Source organism: Proteus penneri (assembly GCF_003144535.1).
GTDB lineage: Bacteria > Pseudomonadota > Gammaproteobacteria > Enterobacterales > Enterobacteriaceae > Proteus > Proteus penneri.
Map to the genome: position 1 here is coordinate 78,419 of NZ_PHFJ01000002.1, position 23,762 is coordinate 102,180.

Annotated in this window: 16 protein-coding genes; 9 read left to right on the forward strand and 7 right to left on the reverse strand. The window is 39.6% G+C overall.

The genetic code is table 11. The features are described from left to right. Positions 1 to 91 precede the first annotated feature (91 nt). The 3 genes from CUB63_RS03405 (at position 92) to CUB63_RS03415 (ending at position 2,290) form a co-directional block, all read left to right on the forward strand. A complete protein-coding gene (locus CUB63_RS03405; RefSeq protein WP_109847456.1) occupies positions 92 to 574 on the forward strand; it encodes a YehS family protein in 483 nt (160 codons plus the stop codon). A gap of 544 nt (positions 575 to 1,118) precedes the next feature. Next, positions 1,119 to 1,325 (forward strand): YbfA family protein, encoded by a 207-nt coding sequence (locus CUB63_RS03410; protein WP_006537681.1) that lies wholly within the window; start codon positions 1,119 to 1,121, stop codon positions 1,323 to 1,325. Positions 1,326 to 1,546: 221 nt separating this feature from the next. Beyond that, positions 1,547 to 2,290, forward strand: coding sequence for a type 2 GTP cyclohydrolase I (locus tag CUB63_RS03415; protein WP_072062926.1), 744 nt, complete (start codon positions 1,547 to 1,549; stop codon positions 2,288 to 2,290). A 69-nt stretch (positions 2,291 to 2,359) separates the two neighbouring features. On the opposite strand, the gene CUB63_RS03420 is transcribed toward CUB63_RS03415, so the two are convergent. The 6 genes from CUB63_RS03420 to CUB63_RS03445 all read right to left on the reverse strand — a co-directional run bounded on the left by CUB63_RS03420 (position 2,360) and on the right by CUB63_RS03445 (position 14,621). Further along, complete coding sequence (locus CUB63_RS03420) at positions 2,360 to 4,432, reverse strand: SWIM zinc finger family protein (protein ID WP_109847457.1); 2,073 nt, start codon at positions 4,430 to 4,432, stop codon at positions 2,360 to 2,362. Then, positions 4,429 to 5,583 carry a VWA domain-containing protein gene (locus CUB63_RS03425; RefSeq protein WP_109847458.1) on the reverse strand — a complete coding sequence of 385 codons (1,155 nt, stop codon included), beginning with the start codon at positions 5,581 to 5,583 and terminating at the stop codon, positions 4,429 to 4,431. Before CUB63_RS03425 ends, CUB63_RS03420 begins: the two co-directional genes overlap by 4 nt. After that, the gene (locus CUB63_RS03430; protein WP_109847459.1) at positions 5,570 to 8,152 is read right to left on the reverse strand and encodes a DUF5682 family protein; all 2,583 of its coding nucleotides are present in this window, start codon (positions 8,150 to 8,152) and stop codon (positions 5,570 to 5,572) included. Before CUB63_RS03430 ends, CUB63_RS03425 begins: the two co-directional genes overlap by 14 nt. 98 nt (positions 8,153 to 8,250) lie before the next feature. Continuing rightward, positions 8,251 to 9,360: an ATP-binding protein gene (locus tag CUB63_RS03435; protein ID WP_006537674.1), complete on the reverse strand. Its 1,110-nt coding sequence runs from the start codon at positions 9,358 to 9,360 to the stop codon at positions 8,251 to 8,253. Positions 9,361 to 9,385: 25 nt separating this feature from the next. Beyond that, complete coding sequence (locus CUB63_RS03440) at positions 9,386 to 13,114, reverse strand: DUF4132 domain-containing protein (RefSeq protein ID WP_109847460.1); 3,729 nt, start codon at positions 13,112 to 13,114, stop codon at positions 9,386 to 9,388. 376 nt (positions 13,115 to 13,490) lie between these two features. Continuing rightward, positions 13,491 to 14,621: a multidrug effflux MFS transporter gene (locus tag CUB63_RS03445; RefSeq protein WP_109847461.1), complete on the reverse strand. Its 1,131-nt coding sequence runs from the start codon at positions 14,619 to 14,621 to the stop codon at positions 13,491 to 13,493. Between the two features lie 101 nt (positions 14,622 to 14,722). Here CUB63_RS03445 and CUB63_RS03450 point away from each other — a divergent pair, with 101 nt between their 5' ends. Further along, positions 14,723 to 15,484 carry an AraC family transcriptional regulator gene (locus CUB63_RS03450; protein ID WP_006537667.1) on the forward strand — a complete coding sequence of 254 codons (762 nt, stop codon included), beginning with the start codon at positions 14,723 to 14,725 and terminating at the stop codon, positions 15,482 to 15,484. Positions 15,485 to 15,562: 78 nt separating this feature from the next. On the opposite strand, the gene CUB63_RS03455 is transcribed toward CUB63_RS03450, so the two are convergent. Next, positions 15,563 to 16,846 (reverse strand): citrate synthase, encoded by a 1,284-nt coding sequence (locus CUB63_RS03455; RefSeq protein WP_072062920.1) that lies wholly within the window; start codon positions 16,844 to 16,846, stop codon positions 15,563 to 15,565. 623 nt (positions 16,847 to 17,469) lie between these two features. Here CUB63_RS03455 and sdhC point away from each other — a divergent pair. From sdhC to sucA, 5 genes are all read left to right on the forward strand, one after another. Next, positions 17,470 to 17,850, forward strand: a complete 381-nt coding sequence (sdhC, locus tag CUB63_RS03460; RefSeq protein ID WP_129586864.1) for a succinate dehydrogenase cytochrome b556 subunit — start codon at positions 17,470 to 17,472, stop codon at positions 17,848 to 17,850. After that, positions 17,844 to 18,188 (forward strand): succinate dehydrogenase membrane anchor subunit, encoded by a 345-nt coding sequence (gene sdhD / locus CUB63_RS03465; protein ID WP_006537664.1) that lies wholly within the window; start codon positions 17,844 to 17,846, stop codon positions 18,186 to 18,188. The genes sdhC and sdhD overlap by 7 nt, the downstream gene beginning before the upstream one ends. Next, complete coding sequence (sdhA, locus tag CUB63_RS03470; RefSeq protein ID WP_109847462.1) at positions 18,188 to 19,954, forward strand: succinate dehydrogenase flavoprotein subunit; 1,767 nt, start codon at positions 18,188 to 18,190, stop codon at positions 19,952 to 19,954. The genes sdhD and sdhA overlap by 1 nt, the downstream gene beginning before the upstream one ends. Positions 19,955 to 19,990: 36 nt before the next feature. Next, a complete protein-coding gene (locus tag CUB63_RS03475; RefSeq protein WP_006537662.1) occupies positions 19,991 to 20,707 on the forward strand; it encodes a succinate dehydrogenase iron-sulfur subunit in 717 nt (238 codons plus the stop codon). Between the two features lie 243 nt (positions 20,708 to 20,950). Then, complete coding sequence (gene sucA, locus CUB63_RS03480) at positions 20,951 to 23,755, forward strand: 2-oxoglutarate dehydrogenase E1 component (RefSeq protein ID WP_109847463.1); 2,805 nt, start codon at positions 20,951 to 20,953, stop codon at positions 23,753 to 23,755. Positions 23,756 to 23,762: the final 7 nt, after the last annotated feature.

Below are 23,762 nucleotides of genomic sequence, written 5' to 3' on the forward strand. Positions count from 1 at the left end.
TTTTTTAATTATTGAATATTTTTAGATCACAGCATTGATATCCATCATTGAGGTTGATTTAGAATTAAAAATAGAGTGGATAATCAATATAATGCAAAATAATTTTGTTTTACGCAGTGTACGTTACATGCTGGATCTAAGTGATGCACATGTTGTAGAAATCATGAAACTAGCCGATTACACCGTCACAAAAGAGTTAGTCAATAGTTGGCTGAAAAAAGACGATGAACCTGAATTTGTCGAGTGTGACGATAATGCGATGGGACATTTTTTAAATGGCCTAATTTTTTATCGTCGTGGAAAAGATGAAAACTTCCCAGCACCTGAAGTTGAAAAGCGTATCACAAATAATATTATCCTAAAAAAACTGCGTGTCGCTTTTGAATTAAAAGATGTGGATATTCTGAAGATTTATGAGCTTGCAGACTTCCGTGTTTCTAAGCCAGAACTTAGCGCGATATTTCGTAAACCAGGACATAAAAACTACCGTAATTGCGGTGATCAGCTGGTAAGGTATTTTCTGAAAGGCTTAACCGAAACTCTACGTGGCAAAGGTAAAACGGTTAAGAAATAAAGCAAAATATTTTAATCAAAATTACCTCCCTCTTTAATAGAGGGATTTTTTTAAATAAAACGCTCCGTAGCACAAGAACTCATATTTAATCTTAAACGCTATGTGTGTACATTTTATAATGATAAATTAGAGCAAAAGTGTTTATCGCTATTAATAAAAATCCTAATTTATTTAAAGAGTTAGATAGATATATAATATCTTTAACCTTTCCTTTTTCTGCTAAATTTGTCTTGTTTCGCAGTAAACTTGTATTTTTTAATATTCCATATCTCCTCCCATTTCCTCGCTGATTTATAATTTTACCTTTTCGGTAACCTATGACTAGTGTTACTTATCACGATTTAAGATAAGTAAAAATATCGTTATTCAATTGTTAATAAAATTTATTGAATATTTCTTTTTTGTTTCCATTCTGAAATTTAATTACATATCAAGCAAAATAAAGGTGATTTTTCGCACGAATTAAGTGGTCTGATCAGTAGTAAAATTTCATCAAATGAGGTAAAATTTCACCATCAAATCAATCTCTATACAGGAGGGCACTATGCCAGCTTATAACGAATATACAAAAAAACATGTTTTAGCCCGTCGTTCTGGTGCTGTTGCGCTAGGTGTTGTGGCATTTCCTGTTATGATTTTTCATCCTAAACGTGCACAATTTTATAGCTATATACATCGTGTATGGTCTAAAACAAGTGATAAACCCGTTTGGTTGGCAAAATCAGAAATGGCACTAAATAGCCACAAATAACAGAATATAAAAATAACGCCTGCAAATGTGGGCGTTATTTTCATCCCGCTTTAAGTACTTTCCCGTGTGACCTTCTTGTTTTTCCTTATCTTCAAATAATCTTTAATTTTTACGTTACAATAAGCAGTAATAAGTCATTTAAACGAAGGCTATTAACCTAATGCTATTTATCTTATTGTTATATAAATAGTGGCATTCGTGATAACAGGGAAATAAATAAAATGAAGAATACTGATCTGGAATTGGTGATTAATGAAAAGTTAAGCATTGAGAACTTTCAAGATTATGCACCTAATGGACTTCAAGTTGAAGGACGTCCTCATATTCAAAAAATAGTAACGGGTGTAACGGCAAGCCAAGCATTACTTGATGAGGCTGTGCGATTAAACGCTGATGCCATTTTAGTACATCATGGTTACTTTTGGAAAAACGAACCTGTTGTTATTCGTTCAATGAAGCGTAATCGCTTAAAGACATTACTTTGCAATGACATTAATCTTTTTGGTTATCATTTGCCGTTAGATGCGCACCCAATCTTAGGGAACAATGCTCAATTAGCGTTAAAAATGGGCGTTAAAGTTGAAGGTGAAATATTACCGTTAGTGCCTAAAGGCGTGTTTGATTTACCTTTAACACCGCTTGAATTAAAAGCACGTTTAGAAAAAGCGTTACAACGCAATGTATTGCATTGTGGTGATAATGCACCTGACGCTATTCGCAGTATTGCGTGGTGTACGGGGGGCGGACAAGGCTTTATTCAAGATGCCGCAGAGCAAGGTGTGGATGCCTTTGTAACAGGTGAAGTTTCAGAACAGACTATTCATATTGCAAGAGAAATGGGCGTTCATTTCTTTGCCGCTGGGCACCATGCGACAGAGCGTTATGGTATTAAAGCATTAGGTGAATGGCTTGCTCAAACACATCACTTCGACGTGACATTTGTTGATATTGATAATCCAGCATAAACCCATTTATTCTTATCTTAAAAGCTATCTCCCAAATTAAAGAGAGATAGCTTTTTTCGCTAATATCAATTACTCGTTAAGTTGAATAGGTAACGGGATCTGCAATTGTTGCAGATTATCGCATAGCCAAATTAACTGTAATAACGCCCGTGAGTCACGGGAAGTTAATGCCAAATAATAAGCTAATTGATCAGCTATTAATGTCATCCCTAAATCGTCTGCGGTGTGTTTGCTTATTTCTAATTGCTCTTTTTGCATTTCTGAGAGTAATTCCCGTCCGGTACATGCTTGGGTTTCTAATACAGACAAAATAGGGCGACAGAACTTTTGTGCTAATGTCGGTTCACTGTGATGCATTGCTGTTTGTTGCTTACGTTTAGCCATATATTCTTGAATACGGCTAATAAAGCCTGATTGTTTTTTCTTACGTGGAAATTGGTCAAAATCGAGATAAAACAGTTCAATGCCTTTTTCTGTTTTGATCCAAATAGTCGTTGGTAACAAGTCTATATTGAGATCACGCCGAACGGGTTGCACCGTGATGGCGACAATTTCTAACTCTTTTTTGGTAAGAAAGCGCAACTCTTCTAGATTATTTTGTGTTGTTCCTTCCCAATAGAGACGCAAGAATGCTGAATTTTCATGATTATCTGATACTTCCCAAATGACGCATTGCTCAACCTCATACCAAATTAAAGGTTTATAGTTTTTGATATGCAAAACAAGAGGGGAAAGAAACCCTTCTGTTTGATGGGCAAAGTAATCAGGTAAATCTTGCCAATTATTGATGCCTAGCTCAGTTTGTAAATTGTTATAGTCCGTCATATCAAGAAAATCTGCTTGATTTTGAGCAAAGCTATCACCAATAGTGGCGAGTTTTCCTTCATCAGAAATACGAGGATCTTGTAATAAAAAAGGACGACGCATTAATTTATCCGCAGTTTGTTTCCATAATGACAAACTGTTCCAAACACCATAACGATTAAACAAGGTATCGAGCTGATTAGGGCGCGCTTGTGTCGCTTGTAATAGCTGTTTTTCTTCGCTATCCCAAAAGGTAAACGTTGCTCCTAATGCGCCACTTTGTGCTGTCCACCAATTTGCACCAACTGGAATAAGAGAAAGGCTATTTTTTTTATCATCATATTGACGACGAAGTTGCCCTCGTAACACTTTTAACTGTTCTGGTGTCGCATTAGATAATTGGAATAAATAGGCAGAAATATGGGCTAATAAACGCAAGACATTGCTTTCATCCATGGTGAAGTGTCTTTCTGCCAACAGTTTGACTTGAGTGCTTAATGTTCTTAAATAAGACGCTAAACGAGGTAAACCTTCCGCTCGAGCGGACATATTTAATAAATGCAACTGTGTGGCACTGCTTAAGCTAATATGTGATAGCCCTTGACGTAATAAATCATAAATAAATTGTTCAATGGTATTAATTAGAGCTATTTCTTCATCATTCAGAGGACGTTTAGAAGATTGCACCGTCATTAAATCTTCAGGCCATGTCCATGGTTGAGCATGTTGTTCAAATAATTTAGCCACGATAGCGAGATGAAAGGCTTTTTTCTGTGAGTCAGAAAATGGCGATAATATGCCATCGTAACCACTCGCTTGTAAGAAAATAACAGGTTCATTCACATCAGGAAGTTGAATTTTTAACTGAGTTCCTGTGTCTTCTAGATTGAATGTTATATTTTCCCATTGCTCAATTAATTTAATTGCTGCTCGACAGGCTGGTTTACCCGCTTTTTTGATTAATGCTTCTGGATCAAGAGCAAATAATGTGGGTAGCAGAGGGGCGATTTCAACAGGCTCAGTAATGACTTCTAATGATATTTCACCACTATTATCGTTATTTGAATTATCAGCACTATTATTAGCTTGGAGCCATAAAATGGCGGCTAAAATATGTTTACAGCAACCAGATGCAGAACAATCGCAACTGGCTTGTTGAATACCCGCTTCGTGTAAAACAACATTTTGTCCATCACTACTGAATTGCCCTGTATTGGCATCAGTGAGAGATACTTTTTCGTTATCAACATCTTTTCTTGCGCGTCTTAATAATCCTGCATTAGCAAATACAGTGAGCGCATCTTCATCGTAATGAAAGTAAACGGTTTGCCAACTCATTGCATTACCTCTGCTAGCCATTGCGCGAAATGTTCTGGTGTTAAAGCGGCAACTTGCATACCTCTGTCCGCGAGTTTTTGTGCAATCGCAGAGTCATAAACAGGTTGAGCTTCATCATCAAGTGCAGCAAGCCCTAATAATTTAACTTGTTGGCTATTAAGACGTTGTGTGCAATCTAATAAGCGGTTTAATGAGCCACCTTCTTCAAAGTCACTGATTAGTGAAATAACGGTACGTTTAGGGTTTTTGACTAAACTTTCACAGTATTGCATTGCACCAGCAATATCAGTACCGCCTCCTAATTGTACGGTCATTAAAACCTCAACAGGATCGTCTGCTAGATGAGATAAATCGACAACTTGAGTATCAAAAACCACTAAAGAGACATTAACGGCAGGCAATGAAGCTAAAATACTGGCACAAACAGCCGCATACATAATGGAACTAGACATTGACGCACTTTGGTCAACACAAAGAATCACATCCCACGGAAAATGCTGTTGCATCCGTGAGTTAAAATAAGGTGTTTCAATCACTAAACGGCGATTTTGAGTATCGTAATGTTTTAAATTCGCCGCGATAGTTGCACGCCAATCAAAGTTACGACTATTGGGGACTAAAGAGCGTCTAAAACGGTTACGACGACCTGTTAACGATTGGCGAAAATTATTACGAATTTGACGTAAAATATCTTCAACCACTTTGCGAATAATAGTTTTAACCGCATCTCGTGTTTCGTCGCTCATTCGTCCACGTAAGCTTAATAGTGTTTTGGCTAACACTTTTGTGGGCTCCATTGCTTTTAACGTATTGGGATCTTTAAGAAAGCTACTGATTTGATAACGTTCAATAGCTTGTGATTGCATACGTTCAAAGGTGCTATTAGGGAATAGCTTACGTGCTTGATTTAACCAGTTTACCGCAGTAAGTTGCGATGCATCGAGTGAGCCATGACGTCCTCGTTCTTGACGAAGCCCTCGGCGCTGATATTCTCGGCGATAGAGAAAGTCGAGTGTGCGTTCAACTTTTAAATCATCAGCATTAAACGTTGCTTGCCCAAGAGCATCATCAGCATATTGACCTAAAATCAGGCGCCAGCGTTTTGCTTGTTGTATTTTATCTTCAGGCATATCGTCATTATGCTGACTCATGGGCATTGTCTCCTTTCTCTGTTTTCTTAGTATCAAACCAAGAAATCATGCCTTGTTCCGTTATACGCTGTTGCAGTTTTTGATTGAGTTTAGTGGCTTCAAGCATCTGTTTAGCACTAAATTCTGACTGCCATAATGATAACGCTTGTGTATCTAAACCAATATCGTTGGCAATATATTGTGCAAGCTCTGCATTTTGCTTGGGATTAAGTTGGCTAAATGCAAAACGCAGATCAGGCAAGATCTGAATAAAACGTTCTTCATCCCATTGTTGTAACAAGGTATTTAAGTGATCAACCAATAAAGGTAAGCGGATCACAAGCTCTGGTGCTGTGCGCATCATCCCGACAAAATAACCAATAGCTTGTTCAGGCAAACTTCCTGTACTAAACGTGGCATTTAATGCGTTTGTCAGCGTGGTTTCATCAATATATGAGCCTAAATAGCGCAATGCATCAACAGCACCTTTTAATAAAGGAACTGCATCTAGTTGACCATCAAGGCGATTGAGTTGCTGATAGAAATCACTTTTGTAATCATGTGGATTATTGAGTGATGGCATAAATTCAATCAGTTCACGTAAAGAGAGCAAAGCTTGTAAATTGCTTTCTTGTTGTTGTTCATCACCTTGAGCGAGTTGTTCTAAACAAAAGAAAGCTTGTGGAATAACTTGATGTAGACGATTTTCAAGTGAAAGCTCATCGGTAATATCAAGGTATTGGCGACCTCGCCATAAATGGATCAATTTATGTCCACATTGAGTTAATGACTCAAGACGAAAATCTTGCTGAATATAGCTATCTAACAGTTTAAAGAGTGATGGAATGCGCTGGTGGAGGCCAATTAATGCCGCTTGTGTTAATAACGTGACGGCACTTTGACTTGAACGGCTTTGCCCTTGCTCCTCAAGCTGTTTTTCCATCGATAACAACTTAGTTAAGGCGATAGCTTCAAGTTGTGAGCCTTTCTCTGATAATGAAATCAGCTCGCCTTCCACATTAGGTGTCCAAGCGTACTGCCACTCTTCAAATAATAAATCCAATTGATGACCAGAAAGAAAGTCAGGGCCATTGATTCGATGTGCAAAGTGAATTTCTAAGAAAGCCAGTAAATGTAAAAAACGACTTCTTAAGCGATGTTGCGGGTTGCGGTAAACATCACACTTAGTGGTTTTTGCTAATGTATCATCCAGTTTGAAGCGAAACGCTCTAGCACGCTCATAGGTTTCATTGACTAAAGGAGGCGTTGCCGTACCTAATGGAATTTTGCCTAAAAGATAGCCTGAAAAACAGGTTTTAATTTCTGTCCATAACTCGCTTTGGCTATCATCTAAACTGCCCTTAATAAAGGCACTTTGTAAACCATCAAGCAAATCATAACGACCCATACCAGCGTGATCTCTCAGTAAAGCAAGGCGTAAACTTTGCTCGGCAGCCAGTTTTACGGCTAAATAGCTAGGTGGATTATCAAATTGTTTTTCTCTAATAGATTGAGCCACTGAGCTTAAAAATGCGATCCCCATTTTATTGCGATAAATTTGGGTAGGTTGTTTAGCAAGAGCATTATTTTCTAATTTATCATAATGTTGTTGCATTAAACTTTGCCAAACTTGTTGATAAAAAGCCGGAGATGGCATACCAGAAGCATAGCCATTAAGTGCATCTAATCGGTCAAAACTGTAGCGAATAAGCCAAGCTTGTTCTTTTTCGGCCATTCTTTGCATTTTAGTGAATTGCTTTTGCTCTGTGCTAGAAATGGCGAAAGAGTGAGATTGTGAATTGGCTAGACCTTCAATTAATGCAAGGGTATGAAATCCTCCTGTCACAATTAAAATCTTGGCATTAGGATCTTGTTGTTTGATGGTTTGAATATGAGTGAGCATATGAGCTTCACGTTGCGAAGAACCTTCTGATTCAAGTACTTCTGGCTCATAATCAAGGCGCGCAAGTGCACACCAAATAAAGGTATCATTAAAGAGGGTTTGCCAATCAGCTAAAGCTTCAATGTTGCGTAGCTCAAAAAGATGCTCCCAAACATCATCATGATCACGGCAATGACATTTTTTGGCTAATTGTGCAATAAACTGGCTATGGGCTAAATAACGTTCTTTTTGTAAGCTACGACTTTGTGAATCACTATACTCTTCGTTATTAACCTGAGCTGCCCATGGCAAATCGATAAAGCGTGTTTTTGCATTGATGCGTAAACCACCTCGCAATGCTTGCCATTCAGGAGAATATTCACAAAATGGAAAATAGGCAGAGTGCAGTGATTTCTCACGCCCTTCTTGGTTACCATCATTATGCAAATATTCTGCTTGCCCCATAATAGCCACGGGAGGCAGGGTGTCTTTATCAGTCAGGCTTGGAATAAGAGAATTAAAGGTATCAGGGCCTTCAATTAATATATAGTCAGGCTTTACCGAATCAATTAGTGATAAAACCGCATAAGCACAAGCGGGGCTGTGATGGCGTACTGGGGCAAAATAGAGATGTTGTTGCTGTAACGACGTCCATTTCAGTCGTGCTTGGTCAATTCTTTCTGGCAAAGGTATTGAAGGTAGCATCACCGTGTCGATCCCTTTTCTGGGTGAAAAGGCAGAGTGAGTTAACTCTGCCTTTAATTGATAAATAATGTATTTATTGTGTAGCAATTAATCTCAGCGTGTTATTGCCAAAACTCTTTTGATGCATCAAAGAACGCTTTCCACTCTTTACTGTTTCTGGCTCTTTCTCTGGCTACATTGTCCATGTAATAACGAATACGCTTGATATCATCAGCATTGTCTTTTAATACAACACCGATTAATTGGCGTGCAATTGCACCAGCATTCATCACTCCATCACCTAAATAATGCGCTTCTAAGGCGCAAGCATAAGCAATGTTTACAGCTTCTGCGGTTGACATAACTGCATCAGGCGTTTTGATATTGCCGCCATCTTGTGTATTACCTGAACGTAATTCTTGGAATGTGGTTACCAGCAATTCCACTACGTCAGCAGGCACCGTCACTTCATTAGCTAAAGAGCCTAATTCATTTTCAAGCTGTGATTGGATCAAGCTAATTTCAAATGCCGGATCACGAATAGGTTTTACGGTTTCAAAGTTAAAACGGCGCTTTAATGCGGCTGACATTTCATGAACACCACGATCGCGTAAGTTTGCGGTACCGATAAGGTTAAACCCAGGTTTTGCACTAATACGCGCACCATCACCCATTTCGGGGATCATTAACTGTTTTTCTGACATCAAAGAAACCAGTACGTCCTGAATTTCAGGAGGACAACGGGTTATCTCTTCAAAGCGAACAATTTTACCTTGCAACATACCTTGATAAAGCGGTGATCCCACTAAAGCGCGCTCTGTTGGGCCTTCTGCTAATAACAACGCATAGTTCCATGAGTACTTGATGTGATCTTCTGTAGTGCCCGCAGTGCCTTGAATAGTTAATCCTGAATCACCGCTGATGGCGGCAGCAAAAAGCTCTGAGAGCATTGATTTTGCTGTACCTGGTTCACCCACTAGCATTAAACCTTGCTTGCCTAATAATGTGACAATCGCGCGATCAACCAAGGCATCGTCACCGAAAAATTTAGGTGTGATGCCTAATGCATCATCACCTAAAATAAATTGGCGTACAGCACGAGGAGAGCGAAGCCATCCTTGTGGTTTAGGATTATTAACATCTGCTTTTGTTAAACACTCTAACTCTTGAGCAAATCGAACCTCAGCACTTTCCCTGATTACTTGTTGATCTGCGGGTGCTTTTTTAGCCATATTCTTTCCTAGTTATCCCTAATTATTACCAAGGTGTTTTCTTTTCCCATTCAGGATCAAATCCTGCACAAGCTTCAGCGATTTTTAGATAATCAGCATAGCTTTCAGCTAATAAAATTGGCGGAACTTCTTTTAGCTCAACATTATTGCGATCCCAGTAATTTTGCTGATTTTTCTCAAAGCTCAAATCAAATAAGACAGCAGGAATGTTTTCCTCTGGCACATAGCTACCACTGAAACCGATGTTGACGTAGTAGTTTAAACTAGAGAAGAATTTGTAATAGTGGGAGAACGAACCTCCATCTTCTGCTGGGCCACGCTGATAACCCATTTTGGTTAAAATACCGCGTAAAGTGAAAGTGTCTGTGATCCAGCCTTTTCGGTCTTCAACTTCTGTTTGCGTTAGATCTAACTCTGGGATCTTATGTTCCATTTGTGAGAATAAGAACTTCACTTTGTAATCTTTAAAATGAGCAATCCATGCTTTGCGTTCATCTTCATTAACTAATGCCGCGTGGGCTAATTGAATAAATGAGTCGTTTTGTAAAGTGACTTCGTCATCTTCAAGGTTAAGCAATGCGCCGTCATCAGAAGGGCGGAACGTATTGATCACTTCGCCATTTTTAACTTCCTGCCAAACTAATTGTTCAATTAATTTATGCATAATTGGGTGAGCTAAAATATATTCTTGCCAATCTGCACTTAACCATTGACGTTGAGCACACATGGCTTCATATAAACGCACACTTTGTAATTCAATAACTTGTTTAAGTTCTTTTTTACTTGAAGTGAAAAGTTTTTTCGCTTCCTTAATCAGCTCCGCATCATCATTTTTGCGCGCAGCAGGTAACGCTTTAACTTCTTTTCCTTCTGGATTAAATAGAACAAGTTTTTGTTTTGCATCCATTTTTGCAGTGAAAATACGTTCACCATATTCCAGCACTAATGTTCCGGTATCATCAAAACCTGCGGTTGGAATAGTTCTATCGGCTAATTCATCTGCACTCCAGCCATTACGCTCTGCGATTTGCGTAACTAAATGACGGGCTTTTTCCTGAACAGATGCAGTGCGATAGCGACGAGATAACGAAAGAAGAAGTTGGATGATAATAGGATCATTGCTTGAAGCAACCGCATCAATCATCGCTTCAATTTGTGCACGACGCTGATAATGATCGCGCATATAGTTGCGTAGTACAGATACCGCAACATGACCTTCAATCCCACAGATAAGCGCTAACATACCTTTATCACTGATTGCAGAGCCTAAATAACGACGTAATACCTCGTTTTTAATCTCTTCAATTACTTGCTCTAAAGTGTAGTTTTCATATTTAGCGTAATATTCAGGATAACGCTTCGCCCAGTTTTGATAATTGCTTAAACGTCCCGGTGCTTCACGTTGCGCTTCTACCATTGCTTCTTCCAGTGATGGCCCTTTAATATCCTGAGCAACGAAGGTATGCAGAATAAAGCTAGAAAGTTTATGTTGGCTATCTGTAGAAAGCAGGCCGATATAACGTTGTAATAGCGCGTTGCCTCCTGGCATTTTTAATTTTACTGCCAGAATAATCCACCAACGAATAATCGCGGGATCAACCGCTTTTTTATTTTCCCATGTGAGTGCAGGAATTGCCTCAAAATTAAACCAAGCAAGGCTTGCTGGTACTTTGGCTTTAAGGCCTTTTTCAGCTTCTGCTAATAATGTTTTTGGTGATAAATAGCTCGAAATGTCTTCACCTAATTGCTCTAATGCAGTGAGTAAAGAAGCTCGCACTACTTCGCGTTTCTCTTTTTTCAATAAGGCATTAAGCGCAGGTAAGGAATCCGGATTATTTAAGCGAGCTAGCCATTCAATGGCTGTAACACGGATCTCTTGTTTACTTGAGGTTAATCCTTCTTGTGCACTTAAATGAATATTAGGCAGAGTTTCTAATAATTTTTGTGCAGAAACGCGGTGTGTTTTATTTTCGCCTAATGCCAATTCCATGATGCGCGGAACAAATTGTGCAGGAATGGTTGGGAAACGACCTAATACTTCTATACCTTGTGATGTTTCAAATTGACGATAACGATGTTCACTTTGGTTTGGCATTAAGTTTAGGGCTTCTGCAATATAATCAGTATGTTGAGAGAAGAAAGGCCAAATTTGTTCTGGTTTACGAAAACGGCGTAAACCATCTTGATAGGATTCTAAGCATAGTGCCGCTGTGACACGGGCTGCACGTTTGAAGCCACATCTTTCTAATACATTTTCAACTTGTCGTAATTCAATATCACTAAATAAACGCTCAGGAATATCACCATTAAAGTAGTGAGAGGAGAAGTGATCGGCATGTTGGCGGTTGTTGGTTATCACACGCACAGCATGAAAGAATGTGTATTCTGGCAAATTAGGAATACGATTTTTGTGTTTAATAATTTGGATCTCATTCGACTGAATAGTGCCTTGCCCACTGTTGAGTTTATCAACTAATGCACGACATTGTTTTTCATCAATCTTAGATAAATCTTTATAATGACGTTGTGCCCAATTATAAGAGTGCTTCGATGTTTTATTTTCTTCAATTTCGCGTTCAGCATTTTCTTTCGCTTTAGCTAACATTTCATTGAAGTTATTGACCATCATATCACGGGCACTATCGGGTAATGGTGTATCTTCTAATGGCGTAAAATCAGGGGCTTCGATGGCATCAACAGTGTTTGCATTATCAGCAACGCTAAAGCGTTGTAGGGCACTTTCAATACTTTTGATGACTGCTTTTGAGGTTTCATGTTTTAACGCTTCTTCAAGTACATCACGGTTTTCACCTTGGCGAGCAAATAAATCAGCCGCTTGTGTACGTTGTTTTGGTGTACCATTCATTAAAACATGGGTTAAATTTTCTTTTACAATTTCAGCCGGTAAGGTATTTAAAATTGGCTCTGCGGTTTTCTTAACGGTTTTTAAGTTACTGGTGGCAAGTAAAACAATAATATCTGCAAAAGTATCGCGTAATATCGTATTTTTATTTAGATAGTTAATGAGCTCAACTAAACCATTTGCTGATAGTTTTTCAATTAATTCTGTTCTAATAAATTCTTGATGTGAAAGTAGATAATCTTTTAAATCATGAAGTTCATAAATACGCTTAAGATTAGAAGCATAATATTCAGAGATATCTTTTCTATCAAATAGTGCGAATAATGCATTTTCGCCTGCAATATTGGCCTCTGCTTCGACCATATTAGCGATAAATTCCATACTCCAATGTTTACGATGCTCTAAATTAAGATTACGTGCATTATCATAAGTAGTGTAAAACGCATCAACTAACAGGTAAATAACCCAAGTTGGCACTTCAGTTGTTGTCACTTTGATATTGATATCTTGACATGCGGCTGCAATGACTTTTGCATAACGAGCGACTTGTTCTAAGGAAAAGCTTTCGCCAACTTTAGAGTAAAGCTTATGGCGGGCATTAAGGCCTTGGGTGATAACTTTACTATATTTTCCTGTATCAATATTACTGGCATACCACCATTCTAATGTTCCTGCACGATGAAAATAAACGGCTGCTTTTGCTGCATCCAGTTTATTTAACTCAAAAAGAATTTCAGGGTTTTTGCCTGTAAGTACATAATCTAATGCACGTTTAGGTAATCCTTCATCAAATATAGCAAGTAGTACAAGAGATTCTTGGAGATATTTCTCAGTAATATCGACGTCTTTTTTCCCAAAAATAGGGAAAATGTCTAAGATTTTTTTTATCACGCCAGTTCCTTAAGCTATGTATGGATAAACAGTTTTTTTTACCATGAAATAGCGAAACGAACAATTTGATTATCATTGTTGGAAACGAAAGTAAGGTATATCATTTGTTAAATTTATAGATGTAAACGCTAAAAAAGCTAACCTAGCTTTATTAATATTCAATTCTGCAATATATAAAACGTTATATCAGGAAAAAGTGCTGAAAATGAAGAAGTGATAATAAAGGCATTTTTTGTGGTATTTGAAAAATTTAAGAATTGTCTGTTTAACAAAATAAGCGTTAACACTTAGCTAAATTGATTAAAAAAATAACAGCGGAAAATAAGATCAATTGTAAGAGAAAATCCCGTACCTTTTAGGGATACGGGATAAATTATTATTTAGTTGTTTGGCGAGAGAAAGACAACAACAAGGAGCCGAGGCTACAAATCAGTAAGGTGATGGCTAAATCTTGTCCCCATCCTGCAAGTGCGAGCCCGCCACCAATTAACAAATAGTAGAACAAGCCTAATAATGCCCCCGCAGTGCCTAAACGATCTTTATATTGTGCTAATGCTGTGGCTAAGATATTTGGAATAGCAATGCCATAAGCAATAACACTCGTCATCATTGGGATAATAAAGCTAATGTGATCACGTAAAAAATAAACACCCGCAGCACTCACTAATGCAATAAAGCTGGCAAGTAAAACTAATTTTCCACATGACCAATGATGATTTAATAATGCTTTATTAATATAAGAGCCAATACCGACACCTATTGCTAACACAATGCCACTATATCCAAAGGTGCTTGCACTATAACCTTGTTTATCAAACATAAAAGGTGCTAACTGATAATAAGCAAAAAGGCTGATATTAAAAAAGGCAATTAATAATACAGTTTTAGCAATTTGCTTATCCTTAAGCATTTTTATTGCCGTTTCTCCTAATGGGGCTGTTTTTATTGCTTCAGGGCGACTTTCAGGTAAAGCAAAAGCACTCCATAACAGTAAAATCAAGGCAAGAAGGGCTAGGCCACTAAATACGCCTTGGTAGCCGGCATAACTCACTAATAATGAACCACTTAACATACCTATTGCCGGGCTTAATGCGATAGCGGCTCCCATAACTGAGAATACTTTTGCTAACTCATCGCCACTATAGACATCACGCATAATGGTTTGTGTGCCTACTGAGCCTACCGCAGCACCAAAAGCGGAAAGCATGCGCAATCCAAGTAAGACTGAAAAATCTTGTGTCATGAAAACACCAAGACAAGCAATAGAATAAATAAACAACCCAGCTAACATTGTCGGACGACGACCAATGACATCACATAACCGACCCCATATAATGACCCCCAATGCAAATGCAAAGAAATAGAGCGAAAGTGTTTGTCCAGCCTCGTTTGCATTGACATGAAAGCCGTTTGCAATATCAGTAAGTGCTGGGCTATAAATGGTTTCTGCAATTTGTGGAAACATCATTAACGCAATTGCTAACCATAAAGAGAGTTTTTTGTTCATCTTTTTATCCTACATCCTTAAATCTTGATGAGCAGAATACAGAGATAATGAATGTCTTGTTATAAACATAAAGACATATTATTTTTCAAATAGGACAAGTGATGGCTTGGCTTAATCAATACGACCACTTTGTGCCAGAAGAGCATCTTGCATCAGTTGTGGGTATTGCAGCAGAAATGGGAAAGCACGATTCAGGATTTCATTCTCATGATAGAGGACAATTATTATTTACGCAGTCAGGATGTATGCGAATTACTTTGGCCTCTCGGGTTTCTGTTTTACCCCCTATGAGAATTGCGTGGATCCCCGCAAAATTGGAACATCGAGTCGAAATGTATGCCTCTGTGGGATATCGCTCTGTTTATATTTCCGATAAATATCATGATAAATTTCCAAGTGAGAGTGAGATATTTACGCTTTCTCCTCTTTTACGAGAAATTCTTGAGCGTATTTCTGTAGCTGATTTTGATACACAATGGGAAGAAGGACGCTACGCCAATTTATTGGCGGTTTTCTTTGATGAAATCACGCAGGCTCAACGACAACCTAATCATTTATTTATGCCGAAAGATAGGCGATTAAAACGTTTATCATTTGATGATTTGCCGCCACCGTTACAAGAAATGGCAAAGTATGTGGGAGCGAGTGAGAAAACGATTACACGCTTATTTTACAAAGAAACAGGCTTAAGTTATCAGCAATGGCGTCAACAGTGGCGATTAATGAAAGCCATTGAATTATTAGCTACTCATCATCGTTATATAGATATTAGTCAGATATTAGGATTTGCCAGTGACAGCGCCTTTATTACCTTTTTTAAGAAAATGACAGGTCAGACACCACAAGAATATTTGAAAAGCTGATCGATTTTATCGATAACTTTAAAACATAAAGCCCCGATTTAATCGGGGCTTAACAAGGATAATTAATAAAAAAATCAATTATTTCTTTTTAATTTCACTTTTAAAATCGCGCTCATCATAACCAGTATAAAGCTGACGAGGACGCGCAATTTTCAGACCATCTTCGTGCATTTCATTCCAGTGAGCAATCCAGCCAATTGTACGTGCAATCGCAAAAATAACCGTAAACATATTGGATGGAATACCTAATGCTTTCAGGATAATACCAGAGTAGAAATCAACGTTAGGATACAGTTTTTTCTCAATAAAATACGGATCGTTTAGCGCAATACGTTCTAATTCCATCGCCACTTCAAGCAAGCTGTCATTGAGGTTTAATTCTTTTAACACTTCATGACAGGTCTCACGCATTACTGTTGCTCGAGGATCGTAGTTTTTGTAAACACGGTGACCAAAGCCCATTAAACGGAAGGAGTCATTTTTATCTTTTGCTCGTTTAATAAATTCAGGAATGTGTTCAACCGTTTTGATCTCTTCCAGCATACGTAGACAAGCTTCGTTAGCACCACCGTGAGCGGGTCCCCAAAGTGACGCGATACCTGCTGCGATACATGCAAATGGGTTTGCACCTGAAGAGCCTGCAGTACGTACTGTAGATGTTGATGCATTTTGCTCGTGATCTGCGTGAAGGATGAAAATTCTATCCATTGCGCGTTCAAGTACTGGGTTAACAATATACTCTTCGCATGGTGTTGCAAACATCATATGCAAGAAGTTACCTGCATAGGAGAGGTCATTTCTTGGATAAACGAAAGGTTGACCAATCGAATATTTGTAACACATCGCTGCCACTGTTGGCATTTTAGAGAGCAGGCGGTAAGCCGTAATATCACGGTGAACCGGATTACTGACATCCAATGCATCGTGATAGAACGCAGCTAAAGCACCTGTAACACCACACAGCACGGCCATTGGGTGTGAATCACGACGGAACCCATTGAACAGTCGGGTAATTTGTTCATGGATCATGGTGTGACGCGTCACTGTGGTTTTAAATTTATCGTATTGCTCCTGTGTCGGTGCTTCACCGTACAGCAGGATATAACAGACTTCCAAGTATGTTGATTCAGTCGCTAATTGCCCGATAGGGAAACCACGGTGAAGTAAGATACCGTTATCACCATCAATAAAAGTGATTTTTGACTCACAAGAGGCGGTTGAGGTAAAGCCAGGATCATAGGTGTAATAACCTTTGGAGCCGAGAGTACGAATATCAATAACTTTGGAACCGAGTGTAGGGGATAGAACGTCCAAGTCTACAGATGTTTCAGCAATCGTTAGCTTAGCTTTGTTATCAGCCATTTATAATCTCCTTAGCGCTTATATGTCTCCTAACAAAGTCGAGGGTATCTTCATAAAGATGCACTTCGATAGTGAAACTATAGTTGATGTAAGGTACCCAGCCGAGTTTTACTTAATGCCCGTCATATCTAGGTCTATAGTGTGTCACTTATGTTAAGGAGCTTTTGATGTTATGTTTTTTTAGGTGCTTTTTTATGCAATGCACTTAGAATTAGTACTGACAACACTTTTACATAAGTTTGAGGTTTCTGGAAGCGTGTTTGCGCACAAAAAAAACATAAACATTAAAATTATGCAGTAAATGTAATGAAAATGTTGTGCGTGTGTCAAAAATGATAATCATTTTTGCATCGGATGTATTAAATAGTGATCCTTCTCACTGTTCGAGGCAAATGTCGGGCACACAAGTTGTGTGGTAATTGTAATAAGTTTGTGAAGCACTTATACTGCGCGCAGGTCTCCGGAACCGTTGTTGTATGGAGAACCAGCGTAACGAATCCACAATTTTTGTAAAATAGACGGATTTAACATTTTACTTAAAATGTGCCTTTGTACCCCATTCGCTGTTTGATTTCCATCCAGGTCCGGAGGAAGGAAAAATTATAAAAGCTGTGTGGGCATAAATTGTGAAAAAACAAAGACCTGTCAATCTGGATTTACAGACGATACAGTTTCCACTCCCTGCTATCGCATCGATCTTGCATCGTGTCTCTGGTGTTATTATGTTAGTCGCAGTTGGCATCTTACTGTGGTTACTTGGCACCTCTCTCTCTTCTCCTGAAGGTTTTCAGCAAGCGGCTGAAATAATGACTGGTTTCTTCGCAAAATTTATTTTGTGGGGCATCCTAACGGCATTGGCATACCATATTTGTGGTGGTATTCGTCATATGTTGATGGACTTCGGCTTTATTGATGAAACCTTGATTGTCGGTCGCAACTCAGCGGCTGCATCAATGGTTATTACAGTAATTTTATCAATATTGGCGGGGGTATTAGTATGGTAAGTAATTCTTCTACTTTAGGCCGTACTGGCATACAGGATTGGTTATTTCTGCGTGCTTCAGCCATTATTATCGTTTTATATGTTCTTTATCTTGTGGGATTTATTGCTACAACAGAAATAACCTATGAGGTATGGCGTGGGTTCTTTAGCTCATCCTTAACCAAAGTGTTCACCATCTTGACGTTGCTTTCTATTCTTATTCACGCGTGGATAGGAATGTGGCAAGTGTTAACGGACTATATTAAACCGCTGGCATTACGCCTGACTTTACAACTGATTATTGTTGTTGCGCTGTTGGTTTATCTTATTTATGGAACAATTGTGGTGTGGGGTGTGTAATGAATCTGCCAGTAAGAGAGTTTGATGCTGTTGTTATTGGTGCGGGTGGTGCCGGTATGCGTGCCGCTTTACAGATTTCTCAAATGGGTCTGTCTTGTGCACTGATTTCTAAAGTTTTTCCCACTCGTTCTCATACTGTTTCCGCTCAAGGTGGTATTACTGTTGCGCTAGGTAATACTCATGAGGATAACTGGGAATGGCACATGTACGATACGGTAAAAGGTTCCGATTATATTGGTGACCAAGATGCTATCGAATATATGTGTAAAACCGGCCCTGAAGCAATTTTAGAGTTGGAACATATGGGGCTCTCATTTTCTCGATTAGATGATGGCCGTATTTATCAGCGTCCATTTGGTGGTCAGTCAAAAAACTTTGGTGGTGAACAAGCTGCGCGTACAGCGGCTGCTGCTGACCGTACTGGACATGCATTATTGCATACCCTTTATCAGCAAAATTTAAAAAATCACACAACCATCTTTTCAGAGTGGTATTCACTGGATCTAGTGAAAAACCAAGATGGCGATATTGTTGGATGTACTGCAATTTGTATCGAAACGGGTGAAGTTGTTTATTTCAAAGCAAATGCCACGATTTTAGCGACTGGCGGTGCGGGTCGTATTTACCAGTCAACTACAAATGCGCATATCAACACAGGTGATGGTGTAGGTATGGCGGTTCGCGCAGGTGTTCCTCTGCAAGATATGGAAATGTGGCAATTCCACCCAACCGGTATTGCGGGTGCGGGCGTATTGGTGACCGAAGGTTGTCGTGGTGAAGGCGGATATCTGTTAAATAAAGACGGTGAACGCTTTATGGAACGTTATGCACCAAACGCCAAAGATCTTGCCGGCCGCGATGTGGTTGCTCGTTCTATTATGATCGAAATTCGTGAAGGTCGTGGTTGTGATGGTCCTTGGGGACCTCATGCGAAATTGAAACTTGATCACCTCGGTAAAGAAGTTCTTGAGTCTCGTTTACCGGGTATTCTTGATCTTTCTCGTACTTTCGCACACGTTGACCCAGTTAAAGAGCCAATCCCTGTTATACCTACTTGTCACTATATGATGGGGGGTATTCCAACAAAAGTAACGGGTCAAGCTATTCGTGTGAACGAGAAAGGCGAGGACGTGGTTATTCCTGGACTGTTCGCAGTTGGTGAAATTGCTTGTGTATCTGTTCATGGTGCAAACCGCTTAGGTGGTAACTCGTTGTTAGACCTCGTTGTATTTGGCCGTTCAGCAGGGGTGCACTTAAAAGAATCACTGATGGAACAAGGCACAATGCGTGATGCGAGCGATTCTGATATTGAAGCTGCATTAACTCGCTTAAATCGCTGGGAAAATAACCGTTCTGGTGAAGATCCAGTTGAAATCCGTAAAGCACTGCAATCTTGTATGCAGCATAACTTCTCGGTATTCCGTGAAGGTGATGCAATGGCAAAAGGCTTAGAAGAACTGAAAGTGATTCGTGAGCGCTTACAAAATGCACGACTGGATGATAATTCAAGTGAATTCAATACACAGCGTATTGAATGCTTAGAATTAGATAACTTGATGGAAACAGCTTATGCCACCGCGGTATCTGCAAACTTCCGTACAGAAAGCCGTGGAGCTCATAGCCGTTTCGATTTCCCAGAACGTGATGATGCTAATTGGTTATGCCATACATTATATCAACCGCAAACCGAAACAATGGCACGACGTGAAGTCAATATGCAGCCGAAACTGCGTGAAGCTTTCCCACCAAAAGTGCGTACATATTAATTAGCGGTGTTATTGAAGTTGCGGAGACTTTTAAATATGAAACTTGAATTTTCGATTTATCGTTACAATCCCGACGTTGATAATGCGCCGCATATGCAAGATTACACCCTAGAAGTTCCTGAAGGGCGTGACATGATGCTGTTGGATGCATTAATTCAATTAAAGGAAAAAGATCCTACCTTATCGTTTCGTCGTTCTTGTCGTGAAGGTGTTTGCGGCTCTGATGGTGTGAACATGAATGGTAAAAATGGTTTGGCTTGTATCACACCTATTTCATCTTTACAGAAAGGAAGTAAGAAAATTGTGATCAGACCGTTACCTGGTTTACCAGTAATTCGTGATTTAATAGTGGATATGACTCAGTTCTATACACAGTACGAGAAAATTCGTCCGTATTTAATTAATAATGGCAAGAATCCTCCTGCTCGTGAGAACTTACAGTCACCAGAACAGCGTGAAAAGCTTGATGGGCTTTACGATTGTATCCTTTGTGCTTGTTGTTCAACCTCTTGTCCGTCATTCTGGTGGAATCCAGATAAGTTTATCGGACCTGCTGGATTGTTAGCTGCATATCGTTTCTTAATTGATAGTCGCGATACAGAAACAGAATCTCGCCTTGATGATCTTAACGATGCGTTCAGTGTGTTTCGTTGTCATGGCATCATGAACTGTGTCAGCGTATGTCCTAAAGGACTCAATCCAACAAAAGCGATTGGCCATATTAAGTCGATGTTGTTAAAACGTAGTGCATAAAATAATAACCGCCCTAAAATAGTTAGGGCGGTTAATGGAAAAACTAAGTTAGACGTTTGCGGTAAATAGTAAGGCACCTTTAAACACTGTTAGACAGTGCTTAAAGGTTCCTTGAGAGCTAAAGCTCCATATTTAAAGAACCTGCGAGATAGCGGGTCATAAGAGAACCTTGCAATCGACACCGTTTAATCACGGTATTAGTTATCCACGGCGAACTAAAGCTGTATAGCTTAAGGGATCATAATGCAGAACGGCGCAATGAAGGACTGGCTAGAATCAACCTTTCTAGCAGGAGAGAATCAGTCTTACATAGAAGATATCTATGAAGACTACCTAACTGACCCAAACTCTGTTGACGAAAGTTGGAGAGAGATTTTTCAACAACTGCCCGCAAGTCAAGGCATAGAACAGTCGCATTCTCAAACCCGCGACTATTTCAGACGCCTCGCAAAAGAATCCACTCGATATCATACCTCGGTAAGCGATCCGGCAATGGACTCAAAACAAGTGAAAGTTTTGCAGCTCATTAATGCCTTCCGTTTTCGTGGTCACCAAAACGCTAATCTCGATCCGCTTGGTTTATGGAAACAAGAATCTGTGCCAGATTTAGATCCAGCTTTCCATAATCTAACTAAAGAAGACTTTGAAGAAACCTTCAATGTCGGTTCTTTTGCTATCGGCAAAGAAACGATGAAGTTAGGTGATTTATATGAAGCACTGAAACGCATTTACTGTGGTTCAATCGGTGCTGAATATATGCATATCACTAATACTGAAGAAAAACGCTGGATACAACAACGTTTAGAATCAGTGAATGTAGCAGACCAATTCACGAAAGAAGAAAAGTTACGCTTCCTGACAGAGCTAACCGCAGCTGAAGGTTTAGAGCGCTATTTAGGCGCGAAATTCCCAGGTGCAAAACGCTTCTCTTTAGAAGGTGGTGATGCATTAGTTCCGATGTTAAAAGATTTAATCCGCCATGCTGGTAAACAAGACACTCGTGAAGTGGTTCTTGGTATGGCGCACCGCGGACGTTTAAACGTGCTGGTTAATATCTTAGGTAAAAAACCGGCTGATTTATTTGATGAATTTGCGGGTATTCATAAAGAACATTTGGGAACAGGTGACGTTAAATATCACCAAGGTTTCTCATCTGATTTTGCGACTGAAGGCGCTCAAGTTCATCTCGCATTAGCTTTTAACCCATCTCACCTAGAGATTGTTAGCCCAGTTGTCATTGGTTCTGTTCGTGCTCGTCGAGATCGCTTAGATGAAGCGCGTAGCAATATGGTTCTTCCTATCACTATTCATGGTGATGCGGCTGTGACAGGTCAAGGTGTTGTGCAAGAAACCCTGAATATGTCTCAAGCGCGTGGCTATGAAGTCGGCGGTACAGTTCGTATTGTTATCAATAACCAAGTTGGTTTTACGACTTCAAATCCAAAAGATGCCCGTTCAACACAATACTGTACTGATATTGTGAAAATGGTTCAGGCACCAATTTTCCACGTTAATGCAGATGATCCTGAAGCGGTTGCTTTTGTCACTCGCCTAGCATTAGATTTCCGTAATACCTTTAAACGTGATGTTATGATTGATCTCGTTTGTTACCGTCGTCATGGTCACAACGAAGCGGATGAGGCAAATGCGACTCAGCCTCTGATGTATCAAAAAATCAAAAAACACCCAACACCACGTAAAATTTATGCGGATAAACTGGTTGCTCAATCATTGCTTGATGCCAATGATGTGACAGAGATGGTTAATCTCTATCGCGATGCGTTGGATCGGGGTGATTGTGTTGTTGAAGAATATCGCCCAATGGGGCTGCATTCTTACACATGGGAACCGTATTTAAATCACGAATGGAATGAAGAGTATCCACATAAAGTAGAGAAAACGCGTTTACAAGATTTAGCGCGTCGTGTGAGTACCGTTCCTTCAGAAATCGTGATGCAGTCTCGGGTTGAGAAAATTTATGCTGACCGTGCTGCTATGGCTGAAGGAGAGAAACTACTCGACTGGGGGGCAGCAGAAACATTAGCGTATGCAACTTTAGTTGATCAAGGTATCACCATTCGACTTTCTGGTGAAGATGCGGGACGCGGCACATTCTTCCATCGCCATGCCGTTATTCATAACCAAACAAATGGCTCTGTTTATGTACCATTAGCTAATGTTCATAATGCTCAAGGACAATTTAATGCCTGGGACTCTGTATTAACAGAAGAAGCAGTACTTGCATTTGAATATGGTTATGCCACAACAGAACCTCGAGGTTTAACGATTTGGGAAGCACAATTTGGTGACTTCGCAAACGTTGCTCAAGTGGTTATCGACCAATTCATTAGCTCAGGTGAGCAAAAATGGGGTCGTATGTGTGGTTTAGTCATGTTGTTGCCACACGGTTATGAAGGCCAAGGCCCAGAGCACTCTTCTGCACGTTTAGAACGTTATCTGCAACTGTGTGCAGAACAAAATATGCAGGTTTGTGTGCCGTCAACTCCGGCCCAGGTTTATCATATGTTACGCCGTCAAGCGTTACGTGGCATGCGTCGCCCACTTATCGTAATGTCACCAAAATCACTGTTACGTCATCCATTAGCGGTTTCTGCGTTAGATGAATTAGCCAATGGTAAATTCTTACCGGTCATTGGTGAAATTGATGATTTAAAACCAGCTGATGTGAAACGTGTTGTGATGTGCTCAGGTAAGGTTTACTACGATTTATTAGAGCAGCGTCGTGCTAATGAACAAAACAACGTTGCCATTATTCGTATTGAACAACTGTATCCATTCCCACACGAAGATATTGCGCAAATTCTGGCACCTTACTCCCATGTGAAAGATTTCGTTTGGTGTCAAGAAGAGCCTTTAAATCAGGGGGCTTGGTATTGCAGCCAGCATAATTTCCGTGATGCGATCCCTACGGGTGCAACATTACGTTATGCAGGACGTCCTGCATCAGCCTCTCCAGCTGTTGGTTATACCTCTGTTCATCAGGAGCAACAAAAAGCTCTGGTTGAAGACGCACTGAAAGTTGAATAAATAAGGA